This window comes from Plantactinospora sp. B24E8 (genome assembly GCF_039871735.1).
Taxonomy (GTDB): domain Bacteria; phylum Actinomycetota; class Actinomycetes; order Mycobacteriales; family Micromonosporaceae; genus Plantactinospora.
This window is the reverse complement of record NZ_JBDPMH010000004.1, coordinates 380,633-407,478: the sequence shown is the minus strand read 5'-3', so window position 1 is coordinate 407,478 and position 26,846 is coordinate 380,633. Positions and strand designations below refer to the sequence as shown.

The window sequence follows — 26,846 nt, the reverse complement described above, 5'->3', positions numbered from 1 at the left end:
CGGCGCGCACCGGCCCGGTCACGCGGTGACCTGACGGGCCCACGGCACGGCCAGCCGTTCGGCGGCGACCACCAGGTAGAAGAGGCTGACCCCGAGGATCGCCAGCAGACCGATCGCGGCGAACGCCAGCGGGGTGTCCGCGGACTGCTGGGTGGTCAGGATGATCGCGCCAAGGCCGGCGTTCGGACTCTGGATCTCGGCCACCACCGCCCCGATCAGGGCCAGGGTCATCGCCACCTTCAACCCGACGAAGACCTGGGGCAGCGCCCACGGCAGGCGCACCGTCCGATAGGTCCGCAGCCGTGACGCGTCCAGGGACCGGGTCAGTTCGATCAGTTCGGTCGGGGTCGAGGTCAGCCCGGCCATGGTCGAGACCATGACCGGGAAGAACGCGACCAGCACGACCAGGGTGATCCGCGGCTTCGCGCCGTACCCCATCCAGAGGACGAGCAGCGGGATGAGGGAGACCTTGGGGACCGCGTTGAACGCCACGATCATCGGCAGGGTCGCCTGTTCCAGCACTCGTGAGCTGGTCAGCAGCATGCCGGCGAGCAGGCCGCCGAGCGCGGCGAGGCCGAACCCGGTCAGCGTCGCCCAGAGCGTCGACCAGGTCTCCTCGGCGAGGTAGCCGGCGTTCGAGGCGAAGGCGTCGAGCACGTCCGGCGGTGCCGGCAGGAAGAGGGGCTCGATGTCGAGAAGGATCGTGGTGAGCCACCAGAGGCCGATCGTGGTCAGCACGCCGACGATCGGGAGTCCGATCCGGGCGCCGGGGGAGAGCGCCGGCCGGTCGGTCACCGCGGCTGCCCCGGCCGGGTCCGCACGCGGGGGGTCAGGCCTTCGGTACGAGGGAGAAGTCGATGACCTGCTCCGGGGTGAGGGTGGGCGGAACCAGTCCGGCCTGCTGCAGGACGGTGACGGCCCGGGCGGCCCGCTGCGGGTCGATGGCGCCGACCACGCCACCCGGCGCCGCGGTGACGTACGGGGTCATCAGCCGGATCTCGGCGGCGGCCCCCTGCTCGTTGACGGCCGGGTTGTTGGCCTTCATGATCTTCGCGGCCTCGTCCGGGTGCTCGATCGTGTACCGCAGACCCGCCATCGACGCCTCCCGGAACCGCCGGACGAGGTCCGGGTTCTGCCGGGCGTAGTCGGCGGTGGTGGTGAGCCCGGTGCCGAGCAGGTCCGGCAGGTGGTCGGCGACCGGCAGGACGACCATCTTCTTCCCGGTCACCGTCTCGACGGTGTTTTGGGTGATGACGAAGGTGCTGAGGACGTCGACCTGGCCGCTGGCGAGCAGGCCCACCAGGTTCTGCGGGGTCGCCTCGGCGAACTCCAGCGTGTTGGCGTCGAAGCCGGCGAGCCGGCCGTACGCCGGCAGCAGCGTGCTGGTGATCGAACCGGCCGCCACCCCGACCTTTTTCCCCGCCAGGTCCTTCGGCGTGCGGACGCCCGAGCCCTCGGGGGCGAGGATGGCGACCAGGGTGCTCTGGTGCACGGCGGCGATGATCCGCAGGTCGGTGATCCGGCGGGCGCCGGCCTGGATCATCAGCTGGGTCACGTCGCTGTAGGTGAACTGGGCCTGGCCGGAGATGAGCCCCTGGGCGTTGGTGGCCGGCGCACCCAGTTGGATCTCGACGTCGAGTCCGGCGTCCCGGTAGAAGCCCTTCTCCTTCGCCACCCAGGCGAACGCGTCATGGCCGCCGGTGCCGAACCCGGTCAGGTACGTCACCCGGTCGGGTCCGTCGCTCCCGCCGCCGGGCTCCGGTCCGGAGTCGGAGCAGCCGACGGTGGCGACCAGGGCGGTGGCCAGTACGGCGGCCGCCAGCGCGCGCAGACGCGTGATCATGGTTCTCCTCGGCGGGGAGAGGCCGGTCGGGACGTGGCACAGGACCGTGGAGGCAACGGACAGAGATCTGTCGATGCACTGGGCACCACACTGCCAACCGGGCGACGGCCCGTCAAGGGCGTACGACCGGCGTGAGGTCGCGCGGTCGGGCGGCCCCGGCCGGCCGTGCCACCGCAGCGGCTACCCGGCTCAGTCGACCGGCAGCCGGTAGCCGCGTTTGACCACGGTCTGCACCAGACCGGGCGTACGGAGTCCGGCCCGCAGCCGGGCCACCGCCATCTCCACGGCGTGTTCGTCGGCGCCCCGGGGCAGGGTGCGCAGCAGGGCGGCCCGGGACATCACCCGGCCGGGGGTACTGGCCAGCGCCCGCAGCACCGCCATCGGCGCGGGGGCCAGCGGGCGCAGTTCACCGTCCAGGATCGCCGCGTGCCCGCGCAGGGTCAGCAGGTGTCCGGCGACCTTGACGCTGACCGCCCGGGGCGGCAGTTCGTCCACGATGGTGCGGACCAGGGCGCCGAGCCGGGCCCGGGTCGGCGCGACCACCGGTACGCCGTGCCGGCGCAGCGGGGCCGCGGTGACCGGCCCGACGCAGGCGGCCAGTACGTCGGTGCGCAGCGCGTCCAGCACCGCGTCGCTGCTCGGCCCGGCGGCCCGGAGCAGCGCGGTGACCGCCGGCGCGGAGGTGAAGGTGACCGCGTCGACCAGCCGTCCGGCGATCAGGTCGATCAGCCGGTGCAGCGGTGCCGGGTCGGTCGGCGGCGCCCACCGGTAGACCGGCACCTCGATCACCGTGGCGCCGGCGTCCTCCAGGGCGGCGGTGCACTCCGGCTGCCGCTCGCCGTGCAGCTGCATGGCGATGAGCTGGCCGCGTACCCCGCGTTGCCGGAGGTGTTCGATCACCTCGTCGCAGCTCTCCGAGGCGGGTGACCACTCGTCGTGCAGGCCGGCGGCCCGGATCGCGCCGCGCGCCTTCGGCCCCCGGCTGACGATGTAGGCGTGTGAGAGCACCGAGCGCAGCGGTTCGGCGAGCCCCCAGCCCTCGGCCGCCTCCAGCCAGCCGCGCATCCCGATGCCGGTGTTGGCCATCAGGATGTCCGGTGGGTTGTCCAGGCAGGCTCGGGTCGCGGCGCGCAGTTCGGTGTCGTCGGCCAGCGGCACGATCCGCAGGGCCGGGGCGAGCACCACCCGGGCGCCGCGTCGTTCCAGCATCGCGGTGAGTTCGTCGCGACGCCGGTCCGCGGTCACCCCGATGGTGAACCCGGAGAGTTCGTCGGCCATCAGCGCTCTCCGGGGCGCTGGCCGGACCGACCGGCCCCGGCCGCCACCGGTGGCCCGGTGTCGCCGCGGGTGGCATCCGGCGTCGGGGCCGGCCCGGTGGCCACCTCGACCAGGCCGTCGCGGCAGCGCACCGGGTAGGTCGGCACCCGGACGCCGGGCACGTCGAGGCACTCGCCGGTCCGCAGGTCGTAGACCTGCTTGTGCAGCGGGGAGGCGACGGTCGGAATGTCGCCCCGGCTGCCGACGATGCCCCGGGACATCACGTGGGCGCCGGCGATCGGATCCCGCTGGCCGATGGCGAAGAGCTGGTCGTCGTAGGTCCGGAAGACGGCGACCTGCTCGCCGTCGACCAGCGCCGCCGCCCCGCGTTCCGGCTCCAACCGGGAGTACGGGCAGATCGGCGTCCACCGACGGCCGTCGTTGATCGTGGTGTCCCGGGTCAATTCGGTACCCCCATGCTCGTCGGGAGGCCGAGCGCCACCGGTCGGCGTTCTCCCAGGGCCGGAACGGGCTGTCCCCGTTCCACCTCGAACGTGATCGACGGGTCCGGTACGTCCGGCGCGTTGACGAAGGACGTGAACCGGCGCAGCCGGTCCGGGTCGGCGAGGGTTTCCCGCCACTCGTCGGCGTACGACCCGACGTGCCGGGCCATCGCGGCGTCGAGGTCGGCGCAGAGTCCGATCGAGTCGTCGACGATGACCGCCCGCAGGTGGTCCAGCCCGCCGTCCATCGCCTCGACCCAGGCGGCGGTCCGCTGCAACCGGTCGGCGGTGCGGATGTAGAACATCAGGAACCGGTCGACGTAGCGGACGAGTTCCTCGGTGGACAGGTCGGTGGCGAAGAGTTCGGCGTGCCGGGGTCGGAAGCCGCCGTTGCCGCCGAGGTAGAGGTTCCAGCCGCCCTCGGTGGCGATCACCCCGAAGTCCTTGCTCCGGGCCTCGGCGCACTCCCGGGCGCAGCCGGAGACCGCAGACTTGATCTTGTGTGGGGCGCGGAGTCCCCGGTAGCGCAGTTCCAGCGCGATGGCGAGCCCGACCGAGTCCTGCACCCCGTACCGGCACCAGGTGGAGCCGACGCAGGACTTGACCGTGCGCAGCGCCTTGCCGTACGCGTGGCCGGACTCGAAACCGGCGTCGACCAGTCGCCTCCAGATCTTCGGCAGCTGCTCGACCCGGGCGCCGAACAGGTCGATCCGCTGCCCGCCGGTGATCTTCGTGTAGAGGTTGAAGTCCCGGGCCACCTCGCCGATCACGATCAGCTTCTCCGGGGTGATCTCCCCGCCCGGGATCCGCGGCACCACCGAGTACGTCCCGTCCCGCTGGATGTTGGCCAGGAAGTGGTCGTTGGTGTCCTGCAGCGTCGCCTGCTCGCCGTCGAGCACGTAGCCGTTGCCGAGCGAGGCCAGGATCGAGGCGACCGCCGGCTTGCAGATGTCGCAGCCCCGGCCGCGCCCGTGCTCGGCGACCAGTTGCGAGAAGGTCGTGATGCCGCGGACCCGGATGATGTCGAACAGCTCCTGCCGGCTGTGGTCGAAGTGCTCGCAGAGCGCCTTGCTGAGCTGTACCCCGGAGACCGCCAGCAGCTGCTTCAGCATCGGTACGCAGGAACCGCAGCTCGTCCCGGCCCGGGTGCACTCCTTCAGCGCCGGTACGTCCGCACAGCCCTCGGCGATCGCCCCGACCAGCTGGTCCTTGGTCACCCCGTTGCAGGAGCAGACCTGGGCGGTGCCGGGCAGCGCGGCGATCCCGGCCCCGGTCCCGGCGCCGTCCCCGGCCGGGGCGAGCAGCGCGAGCGGGGCGCCGGGCAGCGCACCGCCGACGCTGGCCCGCAGCGTCGGGTACGCCGTCACGTCCCCGACCAGCACCCCGCCGAGCAGGGTCTTCGCGTCGTCGGAGAGGACCAGTTTGGCGTACACCCGGGTGGCCGGGTCGACGAACGTGACGTCGAGGCAGCCCGGGGTCTGCCCGTGCGCGTCGCCGAACGCGGCGACGTCCACCCCGAGCAGTTTCAACTTCGTCGAGGTGTCGGCGCCGGGGAAACTCGCCGTACCGCCGACCAGCCGGTCGGCCACCACCTCGGCCATCGCGTAGCCGGGCGCGACCAGGCCGTAGCAGACCCCGTCGACGGCGGCGCACTCGCCGACCGCCCAGATCCGTTCGTCGGTGGCGCTGCGGCAGGTGTCGTCGACCCGTACCCCGCCGCGGTCGCCGAGGTCCAGCCCGGCGGCCCGGGCGAGTTCGTCCCGGGGACGGATGCCGGCGGCCACCACCACCAGGTCGGCCGGCAGCCAGCCGCCGTCGGAGAGGGTCAGCCCGGCCAGCCCGCCGTCCGGGCGGGACCGGATCGCGGTGGTGGCCACCCCGAGGTGCGGGACGACGCCGAGCTCCTCGACGTACCGGCGCAGCATCGCACCGCCGGCCTCGTCGACCTGGACCGGCATCAGCCGGGGGGCGAACTCGACCACGTGGGTGTTGAGCCCGAGCAGCCGCAGCGCGTTCGCCGCCTCCAGGCCGAGCAGGCCACCGCCGATCACCACCCCGGTCCGCCGGCCCTTGGCGAAGTCGCGGATCGCGGCCAGGTCGTCCAGGGTGCGGTAGACGAAGACCCCGGGACGCAGCGCCGGCGTCGGGCCGAGTGCGTCCGGCCCGGCGTCGACGTACGCGCCGTCGATCGGCGGCACGAACGGGTACGAGCCGGTCGCCAGCACCACCGCGTCGTACGGGTACTCGCCGGCTCCGGTCCGGACCACCCGACGCTCCCGGTCGATGGTGGTGACCGGCTCGCCCAGCCGCAGGTCGACCCCGCCGTCGGGCCGGTGCAGGCTGAGTTCCTCGGCGCTGACCCCGTCGAAGAACGCCGAGAGCCGCACCCGGTCGTACGCCGGTCGACCCTCCTCGCCGAGTACGGTGACCTGCCAGCGGCCGGCGGTGTCCCGGGCCCGCAGTGCCTCGACGAACCGTTGTCCCACCATGCCGTTGCCGATGACGACAACCCGCTCCGACGTCCCCATCAGGCCGCCACCTCCTCCGCCGCGTCCGGCGTGTCTACTGTGGAAAGCCAGCCGAGGATCCCCTCGACGGCGTCCCGGCAGCTGCCGCAGCCCGTGGTCGCCCGGGTGGCGGCGACCAGCTCGTCCATGGACCGGGCCCCGGCGCGCCAGGAGCGCACCAGCGCACCCTTGCGCACGGTGTTGCACTGACAGACCGTCGCCGCGTCCGGCATCAGCGCCGGAGACTCGACGGCGGCCGGAGCCGCCGCGTCGCGGCTGCGGCCCAGCAGCAGGGTCCGGCGGTCCAGCGGCACCGGCGTACCCCGGTCGAAGAGCTGGATCACGGTGCCGACCGCCGGGTTGTCGCCGAGCATGATCGCGCCGGTCAGCCGCTCGCCGACGATCCGCAACCGGGCGTACGTCCCCCGGCTCGGATCGGAGAAGCTGAGCTCCTCGACGTCGGCGCCACCGCCGAACCCGGGGTCGCCCATCGCGGCGAGGTCGATCCCGGCCGCCTTCAGCCGGGTCACCGGCGGCCGGGGCCGGTAGCGCTCGCCGGGGTTGTCCCCGGTCAGCACCCGGGACAGCACCCGGGCCTGTTCCCAGGCCGGAGCGACCAGGCCGCCCACCATGCCGTCGTGTTCGGCGCAGTCGCCGATCGCCGAGATGTCCGGGTCGCTGGTCCGCAGCCGGTCGTCGACCACCACACCCCGGTTCACGGTCAGCCCGGCGGACCGGGCCAACGCCACGTCCGGACGGATCCCGCAGGAGAGGACCAGCAGGTCGGTGCTGATCTGCCGGCCGTCGGAGAGGGTGAGCACCACCTCGTCGCCGCGGGTCTCGACCGCGGTCGCCGCCACCTCCAGGTGGGTGGTGACGCCGAGCCCGGCCAGGGTCCGGGCCAGCACCGCCCCGGCGGCCGGATCCAGTTGCCGTTCCATCAGGTGGCCGACCGGGTGCACCACCTGTACGTCCAGACCCCGGGTGGCCAGGCCCCGGGCCGCCTCCAGACCGAGCAGCCCGCCGCCGAGCACCACCGCCCGGCGGGCGGCGTCGGCGATCGCGAGGATCCGGCGGCAGTCGCCGAGGGTACGGAAGACCGCGACCCGCTCCGGCAGCCGGTCCGGGTCCAGACCGGCCAGCGGCGGGATCAGCGCCCGGCCACCGGTGGCGAGCACCAGGTGGTCGTAGCCGAGCACGTCACCCCGGTCGGTGCGGACCGTCCGGGCGGCCCGGTCGATCGAGGTCACCTCGACCCCCGGTCGTACGTCGATCCCGTGCCCGGCCGCCTCGGCCAGCTCCACACCCGCCTCGTCGACCTTGCCGGCCAGCAGGCTGGACAGCATGATCCGGTTGTAGGCCCGGTGCGGCTCGGCGCCGAGGACGGTCACCTTCACGTCCGGCGACCGGGCCGGTAGCTCGGCCGCCAGCCGGGCGCCGGCCATGCCGTGTCCGACGATGACGATCCGGTTGCCTGGGTTGCCCACGCTGCTCGCCTCTCGCTCGTTCCCGTCCGTCCTCCACACCCCTGGTCCACGCCCTCGTGGACCCCGCTTCTGTCGCGCCCCCACCGCCGTTGCGCCCCGACCTCGTTCAGACCTTCTCGACCCGGACCGCGCAGACCTTGAACTCCGGCATCCGGGAGACCGGGTCGAGGGCGTCGCTGGTCACCGAGTTGATCCGGGCCGTACCCGCCCAGTGGAACGGGGCGAAGACGGTGTCCGGGCGGATCGTCGGACTCAACCGCGCCGGGGCCCGCATCTCGCCGCGCCGGCTGGTCACCCGTACCTCGTCGCCGTCGTCGACGCCGAGCCGGGCCGCCAGGTCGGGGTGCAGCTCCACGAAGGCGTTCGGCGCGGCCCGACGCAGCGGGTCGATCCGCCGGGTCTGCGCCCCCGACTGGTACTGCGCCAGCACCCGGCCGGTGGTGAGGTACACCGGATAGTCCGGGCACACCTCCTCGGCGACCGGCCGGTGTTCCACCGGCACGAACCGGGCCCGGCCGTCCGGGGTGGGGAACCGGTCGGTGAACATCCGCGGCGTGCCCGGCCGGTCCTGTGCGGCACAGGGCCAGAAGACCCCCTGCTCGGCGTCGATCCGGTCCCAGCTGATCCCCGAGTAGTCGGCGATCCCGCCCGCCGACGCCCGGCGCAGTTCGGCGAAGACCTCGTCCGGCTCGGTCGGGAACCGGGGTCCGGCACCGACCGTCGAGGGCGGATCGAGCCGGTCCGCCAGCTCGGCGAGGATCGCCAGGTCGGTCCGGACCCCCGGCGGCGGCGGACGCAGCGCCCGGCGGCGCAGCACCCGGCCCTCCAGGTTGGTCATCGTGCCGTCCTCCTCGGCCCACTGCGCGGTGGGCAGCACCACGTCGGCGAGCTCGGCGGTCTCGGAGCGGACGAAGTCGGCGACGACCAGCAGGTCGAGGGCGCGTAGCCGGTCGGTGACCCGGGCTGCCCGGGGCGCCGAGACCACCGGGTTGGAGCCGAAGACCAGCAGCGCCTTCGGGCCGTCGGCGGTGCCGAGCGCGTCCAGCAGCTCGTACGCCGACACACCCGGCCCGGGCAGCGCCTCCGGCGCGACCCCCCAGACGCCGGCGACGTGCTCCCGGGCCGCCGGGTCGTCGATCCGTCGGTAGCCGGGAAGCTGGTCGGCCTTCTGCCCGTGCTCCCGGCCACCCTGGCCGTTGCCCTGGCCGGTGAGGCAGCCGTACCCGGAACCGGGGCGGCCGGGCAGCCCGAGCGCCAGGGCCAGGTTGATGAAGGCGCTGACGGTGTCGACGCCCTTGGCGTGCTGCTCGGCGCCGCGCGCGGTCAGGATGACCGCCCGTTCGGCGGTGCCGAGCGCCCGGGCCGCCGCCTCCAGGTCGGCCACCGGCACCCCGGAGAGCTGCTCGACCCGGGCCGGCCAGTAGCCGGCCGCGACCCGGCGGACCTCGTCGAATCCGGTGGTCCGGGCGGCGATGTAGTCCTTGTCGAGCAGGCCCTCGGCCAGGGCGATGTGCAGCAGCGCGTTGCCGACCGCGAGGTCGGTGCCCGGGGTGGGCTGCAGGTGCAGGTCGGCCTGCCGGGCGGTCGCGGTGGCCCGGGGGTCGACCACGATCAGGGTGCCGCCGCGCTGCCGCTGCTCCACCAGGTAGCGGACCAGCGGCGGCATCGTCTCGGCGACGTTGGCGCCGACCAGCAGCAGGGTGTCGGCGGTGCCGAGGTCGGCCAGTGGAAAGGGCAGCCCCCGGTCGACGCCGAAGGCCCGCATCCCGGCGGCCGCCGCCGAGGACATGCAGAACCGTCCGTTGTAGTCGATGTTCCGGGTGCCGAGCGCCACCCGGGCGAACTTGCCGAGCGCGTACGCCTTCTCGTTGGTGAGGCCGCCGCCGCCGAAGACCGCCACCGCGTCCCGGCCGTACGTCTGCTGTACGCCGCGGATCCCGCCTTCGATCCGGTCCAGTGCCTCGGCCCAGCTCGCCGGGCGCAGCTCGGCGCCGGGACGGTCCCGTAGCAGCGGGGTGGTGAGCCGGTCCGGGTGGTCGAGGAGTTCGGCGGCGGTCCAGCCCTTCTGACAGAGCCCGCCGCGGTTGGTGGGGAACTGCCGGGGCAGTACCTCGACCCGGCCGCCGGGCCCGGCGGCGCGCAGCGTCATGCCACACTGCAGGGCACAGTACGGGCAGTGCGTGGCGACGTCCTGGGACACATCACCCGAATGCGTCGCAGCTCGTGCACCGTCTGTCATGTCCGGAAGCGTGCCGGCGGCCGGTTTCACTGCCGGGTCCCGTGTGTTTCGGGCCTGTCAAGAGCCGCTCACACAGAGCCGGGGCAGCCGGTCGGCCGGTATCCCGGTGGCACGATGGTGGCGCCGACCCCGGCCGGGACTAAGATCGGCTTCGGTATCTGGGACCGATCTTCCACCTGTCAGGAGAAGCGTGATGGCGGTGGCCTCCCTCTTCGACGCGGCGGCCGGCACGTACGACGAATCCCGGCGTCGGCTGCTGCCCTGCTTCGACGACTTCTACGGCACGGCGGTGGAGGTGGCCGCCCCGCCGCTGCGCCGCGCGCTCGCCTCCGGACGTGTCCCGACGGTGCTCGACCTCGGCGCCGGCACCGGACTACTCACCCTGCTGCTCGCCGGTGCGGTGCCCGGAATCCGGTCGACCCTGCTCGACGCGGCGCCGGCGATGCTCGCGGTCGCCGAGGGGCACCTCGTCCGGCGCGGCATGGCGTACACGACGGTCGTCGCCGACCTGGCCGGGCCGCTGCCCGGCGGGCCGTACGACGCGGTCGTCTCGGCCCTGGCCATCCACCACCTGGACGACGTCACCAAGCGCGACCTGTACCGGCGGATCCGGCAGGTCCTGGTGCCCGGCGGCGTCTTCGTCAACGCCGACCAGGTCGCCGGCCCGACCCCCGACCTCGACCTGCGCTACGACGAGGTGTGGCAGGCGCAGATCACCGCGCTCGGCGCCACCGAGGAGGAGATCGCCGGCGCCCGGCAGCGGATGGCGCACGACCGGCCGGCCCCGGTGCCGGACCAGTGCCGCTGGCTGGGCGAGGCCGGTTTCGTCGGCGTCGACTGTTTCTACAAGGCGTGGCGGTTCGCCGTCTTCGGCGGCCGGCGCGAACTGGACTGAGGTCGTCGGGCGGGCCCGTCTCACCACCTGGCCGGACGGGTCGTGCGCGGACCGTTGCCGGCCCGACCCGTGACGCGAACGGTCGGGAAACCGCCGACTCCTACGTTCGGGCGGCATGACCGACACCGCCGCCCGTACGGGCACGACGGCCGCTCCCGGCGGCACCGACAGTACGGCCACCGCCCCGGCGGTGCATCCCACCGAGGCCAGCCCACCGGGTCGCCGGCACCAACTCGACGACTGGCGTCCGGAGGACCCGGACTTCTGGCGTACCACCGGGGCGCCGATCGCCCGGCGCAACCTGATCGTTTCGATCACCTCGGAGCACATCGGCTTCTCCGTCTGGAGTCTCTGGTCGGTGATGGTGCTCTTCCTCGGCCCCGAGTACGGCATCGACCCGGCCGGCAAGTTCCTGCTCACCGCGGTACCGACCGCGCTCGGCGCGGCCCTGCGGCTGCCGTACACCCTGGCCGTGGCCCGGTTCGGGGGGCGGAACTGGACGATCGTCAGCGCCCTGCTGCTGCTCCTGCCGGCGGTGCCGATGACGATCCTGATCGAGCCGGGCGTGTCGTACGGCACGCTGATGGTGCTGGCCTGCCTCGCCGGGGTCGGCGGCGGCAACTTCGCCTCGTCGATGGCGAACATCAACCTCTTCTACCCGCAACGGCTCAAGGGCTGGGCGCTCGGGCTGAACGCCGGCGGCGGCAACATCGGGGTCGCCGCGGTACAGCTGGTCGGGTTGGCAGTGCTGGCGACCGCGGGCGCCGCGTACCCGAGGCTGGTGCCGGCTGTCTACCTCCCGTTGATCGTGCTCGCCGCGCTCGCCTCGGCCCGGTACATGGACAACATCACCGGGGTCCGCAACGAGAAGCGCGCGATGCGGGAGGCCGCCCGTGACCCGCACACCTGGATCATGTCGGTGCTGTACATCGGCACCTTCGGCTCCTTCATCGGGTTCGGCTTCGCCTTCGGTCAGGTGCTCCAGGTGCAGTTCAGGGAGCAGTTCGCCACCCCGATCGACGCGGCGTACCTGACCTTCCTCGGGCCGCTGGTCGGCTCGTTGATCCGCCCGGTCGGCGGCTGGCTGGCCGACCGGTTCGGCGGGGCCCGGGTCACCCTCTGGAACTTCGCCGCGATGGCCGCCGGTGCGGCGCTGGTGTACTTCGCCTCCGGCGAGCGGTCGTTGCCGCTCTACCTGATCGGCTTCATCGGGCTTTTCGTCTTCTCCGGGGTGGGCAACGGGTCGACGTACAAGATGATCCCGGCGATCTTCCGGGCCAAGGCGGGGCTGGCGGTCTCGTCGGGCCGGCTCGACGCGGCCACCGCGCAGCGGCAGGCGTGGCGGCTCTCCGGAGCGTTGATCGGGATCGCCGGCGCGGTCGGCGCCTTCGGCGGTGTGCTGGTCAACATCGCCTTCCGGCAGTCGTTCCTGGCCTACCAGACCGCCGACGCGGCGTACCTCGCCTTCATCGTCTGGTACGCCCTCTGCTTCGCGGTCACCTGGGTGGTCTACCTCCGGCCGGCCCGCCGACACGCCCTGCCGGGGGTGTGACGAGAGGGGCGGCCGGAGTCGTCCCGCGCTCGATCTCGGCCGACCGCGTGACGGGTGTCCGTGGCGCCGGAAAGGGCTGGTTCCGGACTGCCCGTGAGCTGGGCCCGGCGCCGGACCGGCTGGCCCGGGGTCGTTTTGACCCCGAGGCCGGCGACCGGGTATCGTTGCCTGCTGTTGTGTGACAAGCAATTTTTCACGTGACAGCCGAAAGCGTGCCGACAAGAGCGGACGTGCCCCGAGCAGGTGGTGCGGACGTACCTCAGGTACGCTTGGTCGTTCGTACGCGCCTGGCGACCGGTGCGTGACCCCAGACCGACGACGAGACAAGGTAGACCTGTGCGTACGTACAGCCCGAAGCCGGGTGAAATTGAGCGTCAGTGGCACGTCATCGACGCCTCTGACGTCGTGCTGGGCCGACTGGCCACCCACGCCGCCACGCTGCTGCGGGGCAAGCACAAGCCGACCTTCGCGCCGCACGTCGACACCGGTGACTTCGTCGTCATCGTCAACGCGGGCAAGGTGGCGCTGACCGGTAACAAGCGTCAGCAGAAGATCGCCTACCGGCACTCCGGCTACCCGGGCGGTCTGAAGCAGGTCCGCTACGAGGAGCTGCTGGCCAAGCGTCCCGACCGGGCCATCGAGCTGGCCGTCAAGGGCATGCTGCCGCACAACAAGCTCGGCCGTCAGCTGATCAAGAAGCTGAAGGTCTACGCCGGTGCCGAGCACCCGCACGCCGCGCAGCAGCCGGTGCCGTTCGAGATCAAGCAGATCGCGCAGTGAGCGCGGGCGAAGGAAACAGCATGACCGACACCATCGCGACCGCCGACGCTCCGGTGCCCGCCCCGGTGGTCCGGGCCCCGCGCGGCGACCGCCCGATCCAGACCGTGGGCCGCCGCAAGGAGGCGATTGTCCGGGTCCGGATCGTCCCCGGCAGCGGCAAGATCACCTGCAACGGCCGTGAGCTGGAGGCGTACTTCCCCAGCAAGGTCCACCAGCAGCTGATCAAGGAGCCGCTGGTGACCGCCGAGAAGGCCGAGGCCTTCGACGTGATCGCCAACCTCCGTGGCGGCGGCATCACCGGCCAGGCCGGTGCGCTGCGGCTCGCCATCGCCCGGGCCCTGATCACGAACGACCCGGACGACCGCCCCGCCCTCAAGAAGGCCGGCTTCCTCACCCGGGACGCCCGGGTCAAGGAGAGCAAGAAGTACGGTCTCAAGAAGGCCCGCAAGGCGCCCCAGTACTCGAAGCGTTGATCACCAGCTTCACACCTTTGTACTACTGACCGGACGGCCGGTACCGCCCCCCTTTCTGCGGTGGCGGTACCGGCCGTTCGGGCTTTCCAGGTCTTTCCAGGTCTTTTCCACGGGTGCGCTCTGACGGAGGTTTCAACCATGGGGCGGCTGTTCGGCACCGACGGCGTACGCGGACGCGCTAACGCCGACCTGACTCCCGAGCTGGCGCTCGCGGTGGCGGTCGCCGCCGCGCACACCCTCGCCGAGTCCGACCGCAGCCATCCGCCGCTCGCGGTGGTGGGCCGGGACACCCGGGCCAGCGGCGAGATGCTGGAGGCGGCGGTGGTCGCCGGACTGACCAGCGCGGGCGCCAACGTGGTCCGGGTCGGCGTGCTGCCGACCCCCGGGGTGGCCTTCCTGGTCAGCGAGGCCAAGGCGGACTTCGGGGTGATGCTCTCCGCCTCGCACAACCCGATGCCGGACAACGGGATCAAGCTCTTCGCCGCCGGCGGGCACAAGCTCCCCGACGAGATCGAACTGCGGATCGAGGCGGCCGTCGAGGCGAACGACACAGCCGGCTGGACCCGGCCGACCGGGGCCGCCATCGGCCGGGTGCACGACCTGCTGGACGGTGCCGAGCACTACGTACAGCACCTGGTCGGGACGGTGCCGCACCGCCTCGACGGGCTCAAGATCGTGGTCGACTGCGCGAACGGCGCCGCCTCGGAGGTCGCGCCGGTGGCGTACCGGGAGGCCGGCGCCGAGGTGATCGCGATCCACGCGGAACCGGACGGTCTCAACATCAACGACGAGTGCGGGTCGAACCACCTCGACGCGCTCCGCGCCGCGGTGCAGGAGCACGGGGCGGACCTCGGCATCGCGCACGACGGCGACGCGGACCGGTGTGTCGCGATCACCGCCGACGGCGACGAGGTCGACGGCGACCAGATCATGGCGATCCTCGCCCTCGCCATGCGGGAGGCCGGCACGCTGACCCGGGACACCCTGGTCGCGACGGTGATGAGCAACCTCGGCCTCCGCCTCGCCATGTCCGCGGCCGGCATCCGGCTGGTCGAGACCAAGGTCGGCGACCGGTACGTGCTGGAGGAGCTCCGGGCGTCCGGGCTGGCGCTCGGCGGCGAGCAGAGCGGCCACCTGGTGCTGCCCGCGTACGCCACCACCGGCGACGGGATCCTGACCGGGCTGCACCTGATGTCCCGGGTGGCGGCGACCGGCCGGTCCCTGGCCGAGCTGGCGTCGGTGGTGACGAAGCTGCCGCAGGTCCTGATCAACGTGCCGGTCGGGGACCGGACCGTGGGCGCCGGGGCGCAGGGGGTGCTCGACGAGGTCGCGCGGGCCGAGGCGGAACTGGGCGAGACCGGTCGGGTGCTGCTCCGCCCCTCCGGGACCGAACCACTGGTCCGGGTGATGGTCGAGGCACTGACCCTGGATCTCGCCCAGGAGATCGCCGAGCGGATCGCCGCCGAGGTCCGTGCCGCCAGCCCCTGCTGACGGCGCCCCGCCGGGTCTGACGGCGCTCCGGCTCTGACCTCCCACGAGCGGTCAGAGCCGGAGCTGGGTCGCCCGGTGCAGGGTTTCGGCCGGGTCGTCGCCGCCGGTGAGGTCGAGTTCCTCGGCGATCCGCCCGTCGCGCAGCCGGACCAGCCGGTCGCACCGGGCCGCCACGTGCTGCTCGTGGGTGGCGAGCACGATCGTCATCCCCCGCTCGTCGTGCAGCCGGAGCAGCAGGTCGATGATCTCCGCGCCGGTGGTCGAGTCGAGGTTGCCGGTCGGCTCGTCGGCCAGCAGCAGCGCCGGCTCGCCGATCAGCGCCCGGGCCACCGCGACCCGCTGTTGCTGACCGCCGGAGAGCTGGGCCGGCAGCGCCTGTTCCCGGCCGGCCAGGCCGACGGCGTCGAGCAGTTCGCGGGCGCGGGCGACCCGGTCGAACCCGACCCGGTACGGCAGCACCGGCGCGACCACGTTGTCCAGCGCGGTGAGCGCGGGCAGCAGGTGGTAGCGCTGGAAGACGAATCCCACGCTCCGGCGGTATCCGGCGAGGGCCCGCCGGGAGAGCCTGGTGATCTCCTGGCCGCCGACGACAACCGTGCCCTCGTCGGCCGCCTCCATCGCGCCGACCAGGTGCAGCAGGGTCGACTTCCCGGAGCCGCTCGGTCCGGTCAGCCCCACCACCGAACCGGCGGCGACCGCGAGCGACAGGTTGTCGAGCGCGACGATCGGGAGGTCGCCACTCCGGAACGTCTTGGTCAGGCCGGTGATCGTGATCGGGACCCCGGTGTTCGCCATGGTCACTCCTCCGCGAGCAGTTGGCCGGTGGGGATGCGGCGCAGCAGCGCCGCCGGGACGAGCGCCGCGAGGCAGGCGACCAGCGCCCCGGCGGCGGCGGTGCCCGCCCCGGTGAGCAGGACCCCGCCGGTCAGGTCACCGATCAGCACGGCGGCGCCGGCGAGCCCGAGCGCGCCACCGACCGCCGCGCCGAGCAGGCCGATCCCGATCCCCTCGTACGCGGCGAGCCGGGTCAGCGCGGCCTCGGTCCAGCCGGTGGCCCGCAGGGCCGCGAGCTCGGCCGACCGGTCGCGGATGTTCAGGTACAGCACGTCGGCGACGGCCGCCGCGCCGAGCAGCACGGTGGCGATCGCGGCGACCAGGTCGGTGGTCCGGACGGTCGCCGAGACGGTGTCGCCGAGCAGGCTGCCCAGCACGGTGTCCCGGAACGCGTGGTTGATCGCGGCGAGCACGGTCAGCGCGGCGACGCCGATGCCGAGGGCCGTCGCGCCGAGCAGGGCCCGTCCCGGCACCCGGACCAGGTTGGCCACGGCGAGTCCGAGTACGCCACGTACCCGTCGGGCCCGGCGCACCGGGGTGACCGCCGGGCGGAGGGCGGCGGCCGGGTGGGCCCGCGCGGCCCGCAGCGCCGGACCCGCACCGGCCACGACCGCGACCAGCAACGCCACCGGTACGGCGAGCAGCGCCCGCCGCCAGCCGACGTCGACGTCGAGGACGGCGCCCAGCGGGGCGGCGAGGAGCAGCGCCAGCAGCCCGGCGGCGAGCCCGATCAACGCGACCTCGCCGAGGATCGCCGCGGCGATCCGTCGGGCCGGCCAACCGAGGCAGGCGAGTACCGCCAGTTCGCCGCGACGGTCCCGGACGGCGGCGGAGACCGCGTTGGCCAGGAACAGCGTGCAGACGATCAGGACCAGCAGGAAGAGCACGACGCTCTTGCGGTCGACGGCCTGGACGATGACCGACGCCACGCCGATCGAGGACCAGCCCTCGGTCAGCCGCAGTTCCGGCCGGCCGAACGACCCGGCGGGCAGTTCGACGGTCTGCGGAGCCGGGGACGAGCCGAAGGTGACGTCCACGTCCAGCCCGGTCCGTTCGGCGAGCTGGGCGGCGACCTGCCGGACCTGCTCTTCCGCCCCCTCGGTGTAGCCGTCCACCCCGGCGACCCGGACCCGGATCGCGCTGATCGGGGCAGTCGCCTGTTGGTCCTTGCGGCTCTCGAGCAGCTTCGACGCGCCGGCGAGGCTGGTCAGCAGCAGGGGAGGGCTGGAGAGGTAACCACCGGGGTTGCCACTCGGCAGCATCGGCCGGTCGCCGAGCGCGTCCCGGCTGTCCTGGTCGGCGCCGACCGCCGACGGCACCGCGTACGTCTCCAACGGGACCTCGGAGAGGGTGCTGAAGTCGGTCAGCCGTTCGGGGTCGAACATGCCCACCGGTGCCCAGGCCATGGGTTCGAGGAGGCTCGGGCCGTTGGGATCGGGCACGGCGAGCCGACGCATCGACCGGAAGGCGAGGTCGCCGGTGAGCCAGGGCACCAGGACGGTGCTGGACCCGTCGTTGCGATAGACCGTCGAGTCTCCCTCGGTGGGTCGGGGACGCAGGCTGCCGTCCGGCAGTTGGTCGTAGTCGACGGGTCCGGCCTGGACCAGCGGGCTCAGCCAGCCCCACAGGGTCGTCTCCCGATCGATCGCGGTCCGGATGTCCTCCTGGTATCTCTCGACCAGTTCCACGCTGCCGCTGCCAGTCGGTTCGCCGCCCTGCAGGGCGCCGAGCGTGCTGAGCAGTTCGGTCTGTTGCAGGCCGGCGACCCGGTCCGGGCGCAACCGGGTGTAGGTGGCGCTGACCGTGCCGTCGACGTACGGGCGGCTGGCGGCCAGCACCGGGAGGTTCTGCACGGTGTTGCCGAGCAGCGTGTCCTCGACGGTCACGTCCTGGGCGGTCAGCGGCCGGCCGTCGACCACCGCGTCGGCGAGGCCGACGAGCTTGTCCTCGGCCTCCGGCTCGACGGCGGCGAGCAGGAACGGGACGAGCCAGCGGACCGGTAGCACCAGCCGTTCGTCGACGGCGGGTTCTGCGGAGTCCGGGAGGGTCGGGTTGTACGGCGGGTTCTCGAACCGGCCGTCCGGCAGCAGGCGGACCGCATGCACCTCGCTGACGTCGGTTTCCGGGGCGGTACGGGTGGTGGTGGCCTCGGCCAGCGTGTTGCAGACCGGTTCGGTGTGCCCGTCCGGGAAGATCTCCCGGGGCGAGATGTAGCCGTTGGTGCAGGCGTTCAGCGGGTAACGTTCGCCGTCGGTGTAGAGGGTGTCCGCCCCGAAGCCGCCGTCCTCCACCATCGGATAGGCGAGCCGGTTGCGGGTCAGGTAGACGTACCGGGGCTTGGCGGCGGTCTTGGACAGGCCGCGTTCGCCCAGGAAGGTGGGGTCGACCCGGATCACCTGACGATCGGCGGTCGGGTCCACCGCGTCGGTGAGGTCGAAGTACGCGAACATCGGGTGGATCGTGTAGCCCAGCATCGCCACCGGCGCCGCGACGTCGACGCCGGGGGTCTGCCGGATCTGTTCGTACTGGGCGAGACTGATGCCGCCGTAGAGACCGGAGAGGTAGTTGGGGCGGACCACCCGGCGCTGCGTCTCGAGCGTGGTCTGGGTGCCGTTCGGCCGGACCAGGATGTCGTACGCGGCGCGGGTCTCGTACTGAACCTGCTCGGTGAGCCGCAGGTGGGCGGAGGTGGTGGCGTTGGTCAGCACCACGAAGCCGGTGGTCGCGACGAGCACGCCGGTGAGCAGGGCGAGCGACCGCCGGAGTCGGGCCCGCAGGTGTCGCCAGATGAATCCGAACACACCAGTTCTCCTCGGCTGTCGCAGAATCTTCCTCGGCCGCCGAAGACACTCTCCGCCATACATTGTCACAATGCAAGAGGCCGTGGATGCGGCCAGATGGGAGCGTTATGGCAATCCAGCACGCGGTGCTCGCGCTGCTCGTCGAGGGACGCAGCCACGGTTACGAGCTGAAGGGCGCCTTCGAGGCGGCGGTCGGTCCACAGTGGGGACCGTTGAACATCGGCCACCTCTACCAGATCCTCGACCGGCTCTCCCGGGACGAGCTGGTCCGCGCCGAGCGGCAGGCGCAGCCGGTCAAGCCGGACCGGGTGGTCTACGAGATCACCCCGGCCGGCCGGGCTGAGCTGGACCGGTGGCTGGCCGAGCCGAGTCCCCGCAGCGGCGGGTTCCGCGACGACTTCTTCCTGAAACTCACCGCCGCCGCCCGGTCCAATTCGGCCGGGGTGCTGCGTACCGTGCTCGCCAACCAGCGTGGTCACCTGCTGCGGGAGCTGCGCAATCTCGGCACGCTGCGCCGGGAGGCGACGGATCCGGTGGTCGGCCTGCTGCTCTCCGCCGCCGGTCGACACGTGGCGGCGGACCTGGCCTTCCTCGACGACGCCGAGGCCGCGCTGCTCGACGGGGACCGGATCCGCGCCCCGGCCCGCCCGGCCCACCGTACGGGCGGCGAGCCGACAGGCCGGAACGGTTCCGGTGCCGACCTCGCCGACAGCGCCTGAACCGGGACGACCGGCTGACCGGGGTGTCGGTCGGCCAGCGGCCCCGGCGGGGATCAGGCGGTCGCGGTTGCCAGCCCGCGCAGCCGGGAGACGGCCTCGGCCAGCACCTCGGGACGCTTGCAGAAGGCGAACCGGACCAGGCGGCGCCCGGCCTCGGTGCGGTCGTAGAAGACCTGGGTCGGCACCGCCACCACCCCGCACCGCTGCGGCAGCCGGCGGCAGAACTCCAGCCCGTCGTCCGCGCCGAGCGGGGTGATGTCGGCGGTGACGAAGTACGTCCCCTGTGGGCTCAGCACCCCGAACCCGGCGTCGGTCAGCCCGGCGACCAGCTGGTCCCGGCGTACCTGCAGGTCGGCCAGGAAGCCCTGGTAGTAGCTGTCCGGCAGGGCCAGCGCGACCGCGACCGCCGGTTGCAGCGGCGCCCCGTTGACATAGGTGAGGAACTGCTTCACCCGCAGCGTCGCGGCGACCAGCGGCGCCGGGCCGCTGGCCCAGCCGATCTTCCAGCCGGTGCAGGAGAAGGTCTTGCCGGCCGACGAGATCCGCAGCGTCCGCTCCCGCATCCCGGGCAGGGTGGCCAGCGGAACGTGCGGCACGCCGGCGTCGGTGAAGACGAGATGCTCGTAGACCTCGTCGGTGACCGCGTACGCGTCGTACTCCTGGCACAACTCGGCGATCAGGGCGAGTTCGTCGGCGGCGAAGACCTTGCCGGTCGGGTTGTGCGGCGAGTTGAGCAGCACCAGCCGGGTACGTGGCCCGAACGCGGCCCGCAGTTCGGCCGGGTCGAAGGCGTACCGCCCGTCGGGGCCGGGACGCAGTGTCACCGGTCGACGGACCGCGCCGGCCAGCGCGATCGACGCGGCGTACGAGTCGTAGTACGGCTCGAAGCAGACCACCTCGTCACCCGGTTCGGCCAGGCCGAGGATCGCGGCGGCGACCGCCTCGGTCGCCCCGGCGGTGACCAGCACCTCGCCGTCCGGGTCGTAGTCGAGCCCCCAGAACCGGCGCTGGTGCGCGGTGATCGCGGCACGCAGCGCGGGGATGCCCGGCCCCGGCGGGTACTGGTTCTGCCCGCCGCGCAGCGCCTCGACCGCCGCGGCCAGCATCTCGGCCGGGCCGTCCGTGTCCGGGAAGCCCTGGCCGAGATTGACCGCGCCGGTGCGGACCGCCAGCGCCGACATCTCGGCGAAGATGGTGGTGCCGAACGGCCGCATCCGGCGTACCAGGGGATCGCTGTCGGTCGTGGTCACCTCGTCACCCTAGGCCGGTGACGCCGCTTCGGTCGACGAGGCTGTAGCTGGAGGTGCTGACCTGGCTGCCCTCGTTGACCAGGTCCGTCATCCCCTTCATGAACCCGAACGGGGCCCAGCAGGCGAGGCCGCAGAGGCCGATGATCAGCACGACCCCGATCACCACAAGGGTGATGATCAGCCCCTTGTTGCTCTTCTTGGCGACGGGCGGCGGGAACTGCCCGGGCGCGCCCGGGTAGCCCTGCTGAGCGCCCGGGTAGCCCTGCTGTGCGCCCGGGTAGCCCTGCTGAGCGCCGGGGTAACCCTGCTGAGCAGGCGGGCCGGACTGCGGCGCGTACTGCCCGGGGCCGGGCGGGCCGGACTGCGGCGGGTAGACCCCGTAGCCGGTGTCCTGGTTCGGGACCCCGCTGGAGGGGTATGGCGAGGCCGGAGGCCCGGACTGCGGGTACGTCGCCGGAGGCCCGGACTGCGCGTACGTCGCGGCGGCGTCCTGGCCCGGCTGCGGGTAACCGGCCTGCTGCGGGGGCGTCGGGAAACCGGTGGCCGGCGACGCGTACGGGTTGGGCTGGGCGGTCGGCGCGTAGGGGTTGGCCTGTCCGCCCTGGCCGTACGTGGTCGGCTGGGCCGGCTGCCCGTGGCCCGGCTGCGGCGGGGCGAACTTCGCGGTCGGCTGGTTCTCCTCGGCGTCGGGGGTCGGCGGCGGGGCGAACCTGGCGGTCGGCGCGGCCAGGTCGTCAACCGGGCCCGGCTGCGGCGGCGGACTGAACCTCGCCGTCGGCTGGTGCTCCTCGTCGTCCGGAATGCCCGGCTGCAGCGGGGTGAACCGCGTGGTCGGCGGCTCCGGAGCCGCCGACGGGTCATACGGGTTGTACGAGGAGGGGGGCGGAGAGTCGGTCATCGGGTCTGGCTCCAGGTGCGGACAGCAGGGGTGGGCGGAGGTGGGTGCCGAGATCGGCGGGCCGATGCGCCAGTCACGGTACCCCGTCCCCGTCGCGCCCGATGTACCGGTGAAGGCCGGAGCTGCCGCCGCACGTGCTGCTCGTCCGGTTGATCCCGGGCGACACCGTAACGAGCAGGCAAGGTGATCAAACAGGCGCCTTTCGCGCACATCAGATGAGCGAATCTAGGTTAGGCTGCGGGCCATGTGTGGAATCGTGGGATACGCCGGCGCCAGGCCGGCGCTGGGCATCGTGCTGGACGGGTTGCGGCGGCTGGAGTACCGCGGCTACGACTCGGCCGGCGTGGCCGTCGTCTGCGACGACGAACTGCTGACCGAGAAGAAGGCCGGCAAGCTGGCCAACCTGGAGAAGGCGCTGGCCGAGCGGTCGGCGGCGGACCCGGATTCCGCCGGGTCGGCCCCGGCGCCCGGCATCGCCGCCGGCACCACCGGAATCGGCCACACCCGCTGGGCCACCCACGGCGGTCCCACCGACCGCAACGCGCACCCGCACCGCGCACACGACGGCCGGGTCGCGGTCATCCACAACGGCATCATCGAGAACTTCGCGAAGCTCCGGGCCGACCTGGAGGCCGACGGGGTCGAGTTCGTCAGCGACACCGACACCGAGTGCGCCGCGCACCTGCTCGCCGGGGAGCTGGACCGGCTGCGCGCCGCCGGCGAGCCGGAGGGCCCGCGACTGCTGGCCGCCGCGATGCGGCAGGTCTGCCAGCGGCTGGAGGGGGCGTTCACCCTGCTCGCCGTGGACTCCGGGATTCCCGGTGCGGTGGTCGGGGCCCGGCGCAACTCGCCGCTGGTGGTCGGCCGGGGAGCCGGGGAGAACTACCTGGCCAGCGACGTCTCCGCGTTCATCGAGCACACCCGGGAAGCGGTCGAACTCGGCCAGGACCAGGTCGTCCTGATCACCGCCGACGACATCGAGATCACCGACTTCGCCGGACACCCCGCCAGCGGCAAGGACTTCCACATCGACTGGGACGCCTCCGCCGCCGAGAAGGGCGGCTACGACTACTTCATGCTCAAGGAGATCGCCGAGCAGCCGCAGGCGGTCGCCGACACGCTGCTGGGCCGGCTCACCGAGACCGGTGAGATCGCCCTGGACGAGGTCCGCCTCACCGATCAGGACCTGCGGGACGTGGACAAGATCTTCATTGTCGCCTGCGGTACGGCGTACCACTCGGGAATGGTCGCCAAGTACGCCATCGAGCACTGGACCCGGATCCCCTGCGAGGTCGAGCTGGCCAGCGAGTTCCGCTACCGGGACCCGGTGCTGGACCGGTCCACGCTGGTGGTGGCGATCTCCCAGTCCGGCGAGACGATGGACACCCTGATGGCGCTGCGGCACGCCAAGGAGCAGAAGGCCCGGGTGCTGGCGATCTGCAACACCAACGGCTCCACCATCCCCCGCGAGTCCGACGCGGTGCTCTACACCCACGGCGGGCCGGAGATCGCGGTCGCCTCGACCAAGGCGTTCCTGACCCAGCTCGTCGCCTGCTACCTGATCGGCCTGCACCTGGCCCAGGTCCGCGGCATCAAGTACGCCGACGAGGTCGCCGCCGTGGTGGCCCAGTTGCAGGAGATGCCGGAAAAGCTGCGTCGGCTGCTCGACGGCATCGAGCCGGTCCGCGAGCTGGCCCGCGAGTTGAAGTCGGCGCCGCAGGTGCTCTTCATCGGCCGGCACGTCGGCTTCCCGGTCGCCCTCGAGGGGGCGCTCAAGCTCAAGGAGCTGGCCTACATGCACGCCGAGGGGTTCGCCGCCGGTGAGCTGAAGCACGGGCCGATAGCCCTGATCGACCAGGGGACCCCGGTGGTCTGCGTGGTGCCGTCTCCGGCCGGTCGGGGCGTACTGCACGACAAGATCGTCTCCAACATCCAGGAGATCCGTGCCCGGGGCGCCCGGACCATCGTGATCGCCGAGGAGGGCGACCGGGCCGTGGTGCCGTACGCGGACGACCTGATCTACGTGCCACGGACCCCGACCCTGCTCGCCCCGCTGGTCACCACCGTGCCGTTGCAGGTCCTCGCCTGCGAGATCGCGGCCGCCCGGGGACACGACGTGGACCAGCCCCGGAACCTGGCCAAGTCCGTCACCGTGGAGTAGGGCAGCCGTGGCCGGCGGCGGCCGCCGGTAGGGTGAATTTCGTGATCGTCGCAGTCGGCATCGACGTTGTCCTGGTCGACCGGTTCGCCCGGGCACTCGCCCGGACCCCGCTGCTGGCCGAGCGGCTCTTCACCGAGGCGGAGCGGATCACGGTCTCCGGCAACCCCCGCTCCGCCGAGTCGCTCGCCGCCCGGTTCGCCGCCAAGGAGGCGGTGGCCAAGGCGCTCGGCGCGCCGGTCGGGCTGCACTGGCACGACTGCGAGGTGGTTTCCGCCCCGGACGGCCGCCCGTGGTTGACCGTTTCCGGTACGGTCGCCGCCATCGCCGCCGAACGCGGGGTGCAACGCTGGCACCTGTCGTTGTCGCACGACGGCGGGATCGCCTCGGCGATGGTGGTCGCCGAACAGTGAGTGGTGACGGGACCGACGGAGCAGAGCGGGAGCGCCGATGAGATCCGCCTGGCGGGTGGCCGACGTACGCAACGCCGAGCAGGCCCTGATGGCCACCCTGCCGCCGGGCACGCTGATGCGGCGTGCCGCCGGTGGGCTGGCCGGACACTGCGCCCGGCTGCTCGCCGGACGCGGCGGAACGTACGGCGCCCCGGTGCTGCTGCTGGTCGGCTCCGGTGACAACGGCGGCGACACCCTGTACGCCGGGGCCCGGCTGGCCGGCCGGGGCGCCCAGGTCGTCGCCGTGCTGCTCAGTCCCGACCGGGTGCATCCCGACGGGCTGGCCGCGTTCCGGGCCGCCGGCGGCCGGACCGTGGAACGGCTGCCGGACCGGGCCGACCTGGTGCTCGACGGCATCGTCGGGATCGGCGGCACCGGTGGGCTGCGGGAGCCGGCGGCCCGACTGGTGGCCGGGCTGGCCACGCTGCGCGGCCGGGACGGGGGCCGGGCCAGCGTGGTGGCGGTCGACGTACCGAGCGGGGTCGCGGTCGACACCGGCGACGTCCCGCAGCCCTCGGAGTTGCCGACCGCGGTGACCGCCGATGTCACCGTCACCTTCGGCTGCCTCAAACCCGCCCTGGTGGTGGGCCCGGCCGCGGTCCACGCCGGCCGGGTCGAACTGGTCGACATCGGGCTGGGGCCGTGGTTGCGGGCCGATCCGGCGCTGCGGGTCACCGAGTGGTCGGACGTGACCGACTGGTGGCCCCGGGTCGGGCCGGAGGCGGAGAAGTACAGCCGGGGCGTGGTCGGGCTGGCGACCGGTTCGCGGACGTACCCGGGGGCGGCGGTGCTCTCCGTCGGCGGCGCGCTCGCCGGACCGACCGGCATGATCCGGTACGCCGGCGGCGCCCGGGACGAGGTGCTGCGGCACTACCCGTCGGTGGTCGCCACCGAGCGGGTCGGTGAGGCCGGCCGGGTGCAGGCCTGGGTCTGCGGCTCGGGACTCGGCACCGACGAGGCCGCCGCCACCGAACTGCGGTCGGTGCTCGCTGCCCCGGTGCCGGCGGTGCTGGACGCCGACGCGCTGACCCTGCTGGTCGACGGCTCGATGGCGAAGTGGCTGCGGCAGCGGGACGCCCCGATCGTGGTGACCCCGCACGATCGGGAGTACGCCCGGCTCTGCGGCGAGGCACCCGGCGCGGACCGGGTGGAGGCGGCGCTGCGGCTGGCCAGCTGGATGAAGGCGACGGTGCTGCTCAAGGGGGACCGGACGGTGGTCGCCACCCCGGACGGGCGGGCGGCGGTGAACCCGACCGGCACCTCCGCGCTGGCCACCGGCGGCACCGGCGACGTGCTGGCCGGCCTGCTCGGTTCGCTGCTCGCCGCCGGGCTGCCGACGGACCGGGCGGCGCTCACCGCGGCGTACCTGCACGGGCTGGCCGGCCGGGAGGCGGCCCGGCACGGCCCGGTGAGCGCCCCCGACGTGGTGGCCGGGCTGCGTCCGGTCGTCGCCGAGCTGCCCCGCTGAGCCGGGGCGGCGCGCGCGGGGCCCGGCGTTTGTCGTCCACCTCGCGTCAAGTCGATCTACTGCCCAGTAGGCTGGGCGCATGTGGCAGGCCGAGGTACGCGTCGACTTGGACGCGATCCGCGACAACGTGACCCGGCTCAAGGCCGGGACGACCGCCGAGCTGATGGCCGTGGTCAAGGCCGACGGGTACGGCCACGGCATGCTCCCGGTCGCGCGGGCCGCGCTCGACGCCGGGGCGGACTGGCTCGGCGTCTGCACCCTCGACGAGGCGCTGACCCTGCGCCGGGAGGGGATCTCCGCACCGGTGCTGGCCTGGCTGCTCGCCCCCGGGCTGCCGCTGCACGAGGGGGTCGCGGCCAAGGTGGACCTGGCCGCCGCCAGCGTCGCCCAGCTCGCCGAGCTGGTGGCCGCCGGGGAGCGGGCCGGTCAGCCCGTCCGGACCCACCTCAAGATCGACACTGGGTTGTCCCGGGGTGGTGCCACCGTCGACGACTGGCCGCAGCTGCTCGACGCCGCCGCGAAGGCCCAGGCCGAGGGCGTGGTCGAGGTGGTCGGGGTGTGGAGCCACCTGGTGTACGCCGACTCGCCCGGCCATCCCACCATCGACCGGCAGCTCGCGGTCTTCACCGAGGGCCTGGTCATGGCCGAGCGGGCCGGGCTGCGTCCCCGGTACCGGCACCTGGCGAACTCGGCGGCCACGCTGACCCGGCCCGACACCCACTTCGACCTGGTCCGACCGGGGATCGCCCTGTACGGGTTGTCGCCGGTGCCGGGGGAGCGGTTCGGGCTGCGGCCGGCGATGACCGCCCGGGCCCGGGTCACCCTGACCAAGCGGGTCCCGGCCGGCACCGGCGTCTCGTACGGGCACACCCACGTCACCGAGCGGGAGACGACGCTGGCGGTCGTACCGCTCGGCTACGCCGACGGGGTGCCCCGGCACGCCTCCAACCTCGGCCCGGTCCAGCTCGCCGGCCGGACCCGACGGATCGCCGGACGGGTCTGCATGGACCAGTTCGTCCTGGAGGTCGGCGACGACCCGGTGGCCCCGGGCGACGTGGCGACCCTGTTCGGGGACGGCAGCGACGGCGGGCCGACCGCCGACGACTGGGCCGAGGCGGTCGACACCATCAACTACGAGATCGTCACCCGGTTCGGCGGCGTCCGGGTGCCCCGGATCTACGACGGACGGCCGGCGTGAGCACCCGGCGCACCGCTGGCGGTGGCACCGGCACCCGACGG

20 protein-coding genes and 1 pseudogene are annotated in these 26,846 nt (G+C 73.2%); 10 read left to right on the top strand and 11 right to left on the bottom strand.

Annotated features, from left to right (window positions below; all coding sequences use genetic code 11):
- Positions 1–18: 18 nt before the first annotated feature.
- The 7 genes and pseudogenes from ABGB21_RS10020 to ABGB21_RS09990 all read right to left on the bottom strand — a co-directional run bounded on the left by ABGB21_RS10020 (position 19) and on the right by ABGB21_RS09990 (position 9,836).
- Complete coding sequence (locus ABGB21_RS10020) at positions 19–795, bottom strand: ABC transporter permease (protein ID WP_347653320.1); 777 nt, start codon at positions 793–795, stop codon at positions 19–21.
- A gap of 34 nt (positions 796–829) precedes the next feature.
- Positions 830–1,843: an ABC transporter substrate-binding protein gene (locus tag ABGB21_RS10015; RefSeq protein ID WP_347653321.1), complete on the bottom strand. Its 1,014-nt coding sequence runs from the start codon at positions 1,841–1,843 to the stop codon at positions 830–832.
- A gap of 189 nt (positions 1,844–2,032) precedes the next feature.
- Positions 2,033–3,121, bottom strand: a complete 1,089-nt coding sequence (locus ABGB21_RS10010; protein ID WP_347653322.1) for a uroporphyrinogen-III synthase — start codon at positions 3,119–3,121, stop codon at positions 2,033–2,035.
- A 101-nt stretch (positions 3,122–3,222) separates the two neighbouring features.
- Positions 3,223–3,546, bottom strand: a pseudogene (gene nirD / locus ABGB21_RS10005) (nitrite reductase small subunit NirD); the annotation flags it as partial.
- A gap of 14 nt (positions 3,547–3,560) precedes the next feature.
- A complete protein-coding gene (gene nirB, locus ABGB21_RS10000; protein WP_347653323.1) occupies positions 3,561–6,131 on the bottom strand; it encodes a nitrite reductase large subunit NirB in 2,571 nt (856 codons plus the stop codon).
- A complete protein-coding gene (locus ABGB21_RS09995; protein ID WP_347677424.1) occupies positions 6,131–7,597 on the bottom strand; it encodes an FAD-dependent oxidoreductase in 1,467 nt (488 codons plus the stop codon). Before ABGB21_RS09995 ends, nirB begins: the two co-directional genes overlap by 1 nt.
- A 106-nt stretch (positions 7,598–7,703) precedes the next feature.
- Positions 7,704–9,836 (bottom strand): molybdopterin oxidoreductase family protein, encoded by a 2,133-nt coding sequence (locus ABGB21_RS09990; RefSeq protein ID WP_347653325.1) that lies wholly within the window; start codon positions 9,834–9,836, stop codon positions 7,704–7,706.
- A gap of 193 nt (positions 9,837–10,029) precedes the next feature.
- On the opposite strand from ABGB21_RS09990, the gene ABGB21_RS09985 reads away from it, so the two are divergent.
- From ABGB21_RS09985 to glmM, 5 genes are all read left to right on the top strand, one after another.
- Positions 10,030–10,731, top strand: a complete 702-nt coding sequence (locus tag ABGB21_RS09985; protein ID WP_347677422.1) for a methyltransferase domain-containing protein — start codon at positions 10,030–10,032, stop codon at positions 10,729–10,731.
- Positions 10,732–10,846: 115 nt separating this feature from the next.
- On the top strand, positions 10,847–12,283 hold the full coding sequence (locus ABGB21_RS09980; protein WP_347653327.1) for a nitrate/nitrite transporter: 1,437 nt from the start codon (positions 10,847–10,849) through the stop codon (positions 12,281–12,283).
- 336 nt (positions 12,284–12,619) lie between these two features.
- Positions 12,620–13,063, top strand: coding sequence for a 50S ribosomal protein L13 (rplM, locus tag ABGB21_RS09975; protein ID WP_347653328.1), 444 nt, complete (start codon positions 12,620–12,622; stop codon positions 13,061–13,063).
- Between the two features lie 20 nt (positions 13,064–13,083).
- On the top strand, positions 13,084–13,536 hold the full coding sequence (rpsI, locus tag ABGB21_RS09970) for a 30S ribosomal protein S9 (protein WP_347653329.1): 453 nt from the start codon (positions 13,084–13,086) through the stop codon (positions 13,534–13,536).
- Between the two features lie 138 nt (positions 13,537–13,674).
- A complete protein-coding gene (gene glmM / locus ABGB21_RS09965) occupies positions 13,675–15,027 on the top strand; it encodes a phosphoglucosamine mutase (protein ID WP_347653330.1) in 1,353 nt (450 codons plus the stop codon).
- Positions 15,028–15,078: 51 nt separating this feature from the next.
- On the opposite strand, the gene ABGB21_RS09960 is transcribed toward glmM, so the two are convergent.
- Both ABGB21_RS09960 and ABGB21_RS09955 read right to left on the bottom strand, forming a co-directional pair.
- Complete coding sequence (locus ABGB21_RS09960; protein WP_347653331.1) at positions 15,079–15,822, bottom strand: ABC transporter ATP-binding protein; 744 nt, start codon at positions 15,820–15,822, stop codon at positions 15,079–15,081.
- A gap of 2 nt (positions 15,823–15,824) precedes the next feature.
- Positions 15,825–18,662 carry an FtsX-like permease family protein gene (locus ABGB21_RS09955; protein WP_347677420.1) on the bottom strand — a complete coding sequence of 946 codons (2,838 nt, stop codon included), beginning with the start codon at positions 18,660–18,662 and terminating at the stop codon, positions 15,825–15,827.
- 107 nt (positions 18,663–18,769) lie between these two features.
- On the opposite strand from ABGB21_RS09955, the gene ABGB21_RS09950 reads away from it, so the two are divergent.
- Entirely contained in the window at positions 18,770–19,381 is a 612-nt protein-coding gene (locus ABGB21_RS09950; protein WP_347653333.1) for a PadR family transcriptional regulator, read from the top strand.
- Between the two features lie 53 nt (positions 19,382–19,434).
- Here the strand turns inward: ABGB21_RS09950 and ABGB21_RS09945 are convergent, their stop codons facing one another.
- Both ABGB21_RS09945 and ABGB21_RS09940 read right to left on the bottom strand, forming a co-directional pair.
- Positions 19,435–20,631, bottom strand: a complete 1,197-nt coding sequence (locus ABGB21_RS09945; protein ID WP_347677418.1) for a pyridoxal phosphate-dependent aminotransferase — start codon at positions 20,629–20,631, stop codon at positions 19,435–19,437.
- 4 nt (positions 20,632–20,635) lie between these two features.
- Positions 20,636–21,529: a hypothetical protein gene (locus ABGB21_RS09940; protein WP_347677416.1), complete on the bottom strand. Its 894-nt coding sequence runs from the start codon at positions 21,527–21,529 to the stop codon at positions 20,636–20,638.
- A 244-nt stretch (positions 21,530–21,773) separates the two neighbouring features.
- On the opposite strand from ABGB21_RS09940, the gene glmS reads away from it, so the two are divergent.
- The 4 genes from glmS (at position 21,774) to alr (ending at position 26,805) form a co-directional block, all read left to right on the top strand.
- Positions 21,774–23,690: a glutamine--fructose-6-phosphate transaminase (isomerizing) gene (gene glmS, locus ABGB21_RS09935; protein WP_347677414.1), complete on the top strand. Its 1,917-nt coding sequence runs from the start codon at positions 21,774–21,776 to the stop codon at positions 23,688–23,690.
- A 41-nt stretch (positions 23,691–23,731) separates the two neighbouring features.
- A complete protein-coding gene (locus tag ABGB21_RS09930) occupies positions 23,732–24,100 on the top strand; it encodes a holo-ACP synthase (RefSeq protein ID WP_347653337.1) in 369 nt (122 codons plus the stop codon).
- A 37-nt stretch (positions 24,101–24,137) separates the two neighbouring features.
- Positions 24,138–25,607, top strand: a complete 1,470-nt coding sequence (locus ABGB21_RS09925) for an NAD(P)H-hydrate dehydratase (protein WP_347677412.1) — start codon at positions 24,138–24,140, stop codon at positions 25,605–25,607.
- Between the two features lie 79 nt (positions 25,608–25,686).
- Positions 25,687–26,805 carry an alanine racemase gene (gene alr / locus ABGB21_RS09920; protein WP_347653339.1) on the top strand — a complete coding sequence of 373 codons (1,119 nt, stop codon included), beginning with the start codon at positions 25,687–25,689 and terminating at the stop codon, positions 26,803–26,805.
- Positions 26,806–26,846 lie beyond the last annotated feature (41 nt).

Bases quoted from the DNA above. Each gene is read 5' to 3' on its own strand.
- glmS (WP_347677414.1), top strand. From the start codon at position 21,774: ATGTGTGGAATCGTGGGATACGCCGGCGCCAGGCCGGCGCTGGGCATC.
- rpsI (WP_347653329.1), top strand. From the start codon at position 13,084: ATGACCGACACCATCGCGACCGCCGACGCTCCGGTGCCCGCCCCGGTG.
- ABGB21_RS09960 (WP_347653331.1), bottom strand. From the start codon at position 15,822: ATGGCGAACACCGGGGTCCCGATCACGATCACCGGCCTGACCAAGACG.
- ABGB21_RS09925 (WP_347677412.1), top strand. From the start codon at position 24,138: ATGAGATCCGCCTGGCGGGTGGCCGACGTACGCAACGCCGAGCAGGCC.
- ABGB21_RS09940 (WP_347677416.1), bottom strand. From the start codon at position 21,529: ATGACCGACTCTCCGCCCCCCTCCTCGTACAACCCGTATGACCCGTCG.
- nirB (WP_347653323.1), bottom strand. From the start codon at position 6,131: ATGGGGACGTCGGAGCGGGTTGTCGTCATCGGCAACGGCATGGTGGGA.
- ABGB21_RS09980 (WP_347653327.1), top strand. From the start codon at position 10,847: ATGACCGACACCGCCGCCCGTACGGGCACGACGGCCGCTCCCGGCGGC.
- ABGB21_RS09990 (WP_347653325.1), bottom strand. From the start codon at position 9,836: ATGACAGACGGTGCACGAGCTGCGACGCATTCGGGTGATGTGTCCCAG.
- ABGB21_RS10015 (WP_347653321.1), bottom strand. From the start codon at position 1,843: ATGATCACGCGTCTGCGCGCGCTGGCGGCCGCCGTACTGGCCACCGCC.
- alr (WP_347653339.1), top strand. From the start codon at position 25,687: ATGTGGCAGGCCGAGGTACGCGTCGACTTGGACGCGATCCGCGACAAC.
- glmM (WP_347653330.1), top strand. From the start codon at position 13,675: ATGGGGCGGCTGTTCGGCACCGACGGCGTACGCGGACGCGCTAACGCC.
- ABGB21_RS09950 (WP_347653333.1), top strand. From the start codon at position 18,770: ATGGCAATCCAGCACGCGGTGCTCGCGCTGCTCGTCGAGGGACGCAGC.
- ABGB21_RS09985 (WP_347677422.1), top strand. From the start codon at position 10,030: ATGGCGGTGGCCTCCCTCTTCGACGCGGCGGCCGGCACGTACGACGAA.
- ABGB21_RS10010 (WP_347653322.1), bottom strand. From the start codon at position 3,121: ATGGCCGACGAACTCTCCGGGTTCACCATCGGGGTGACCGCGGACCGG.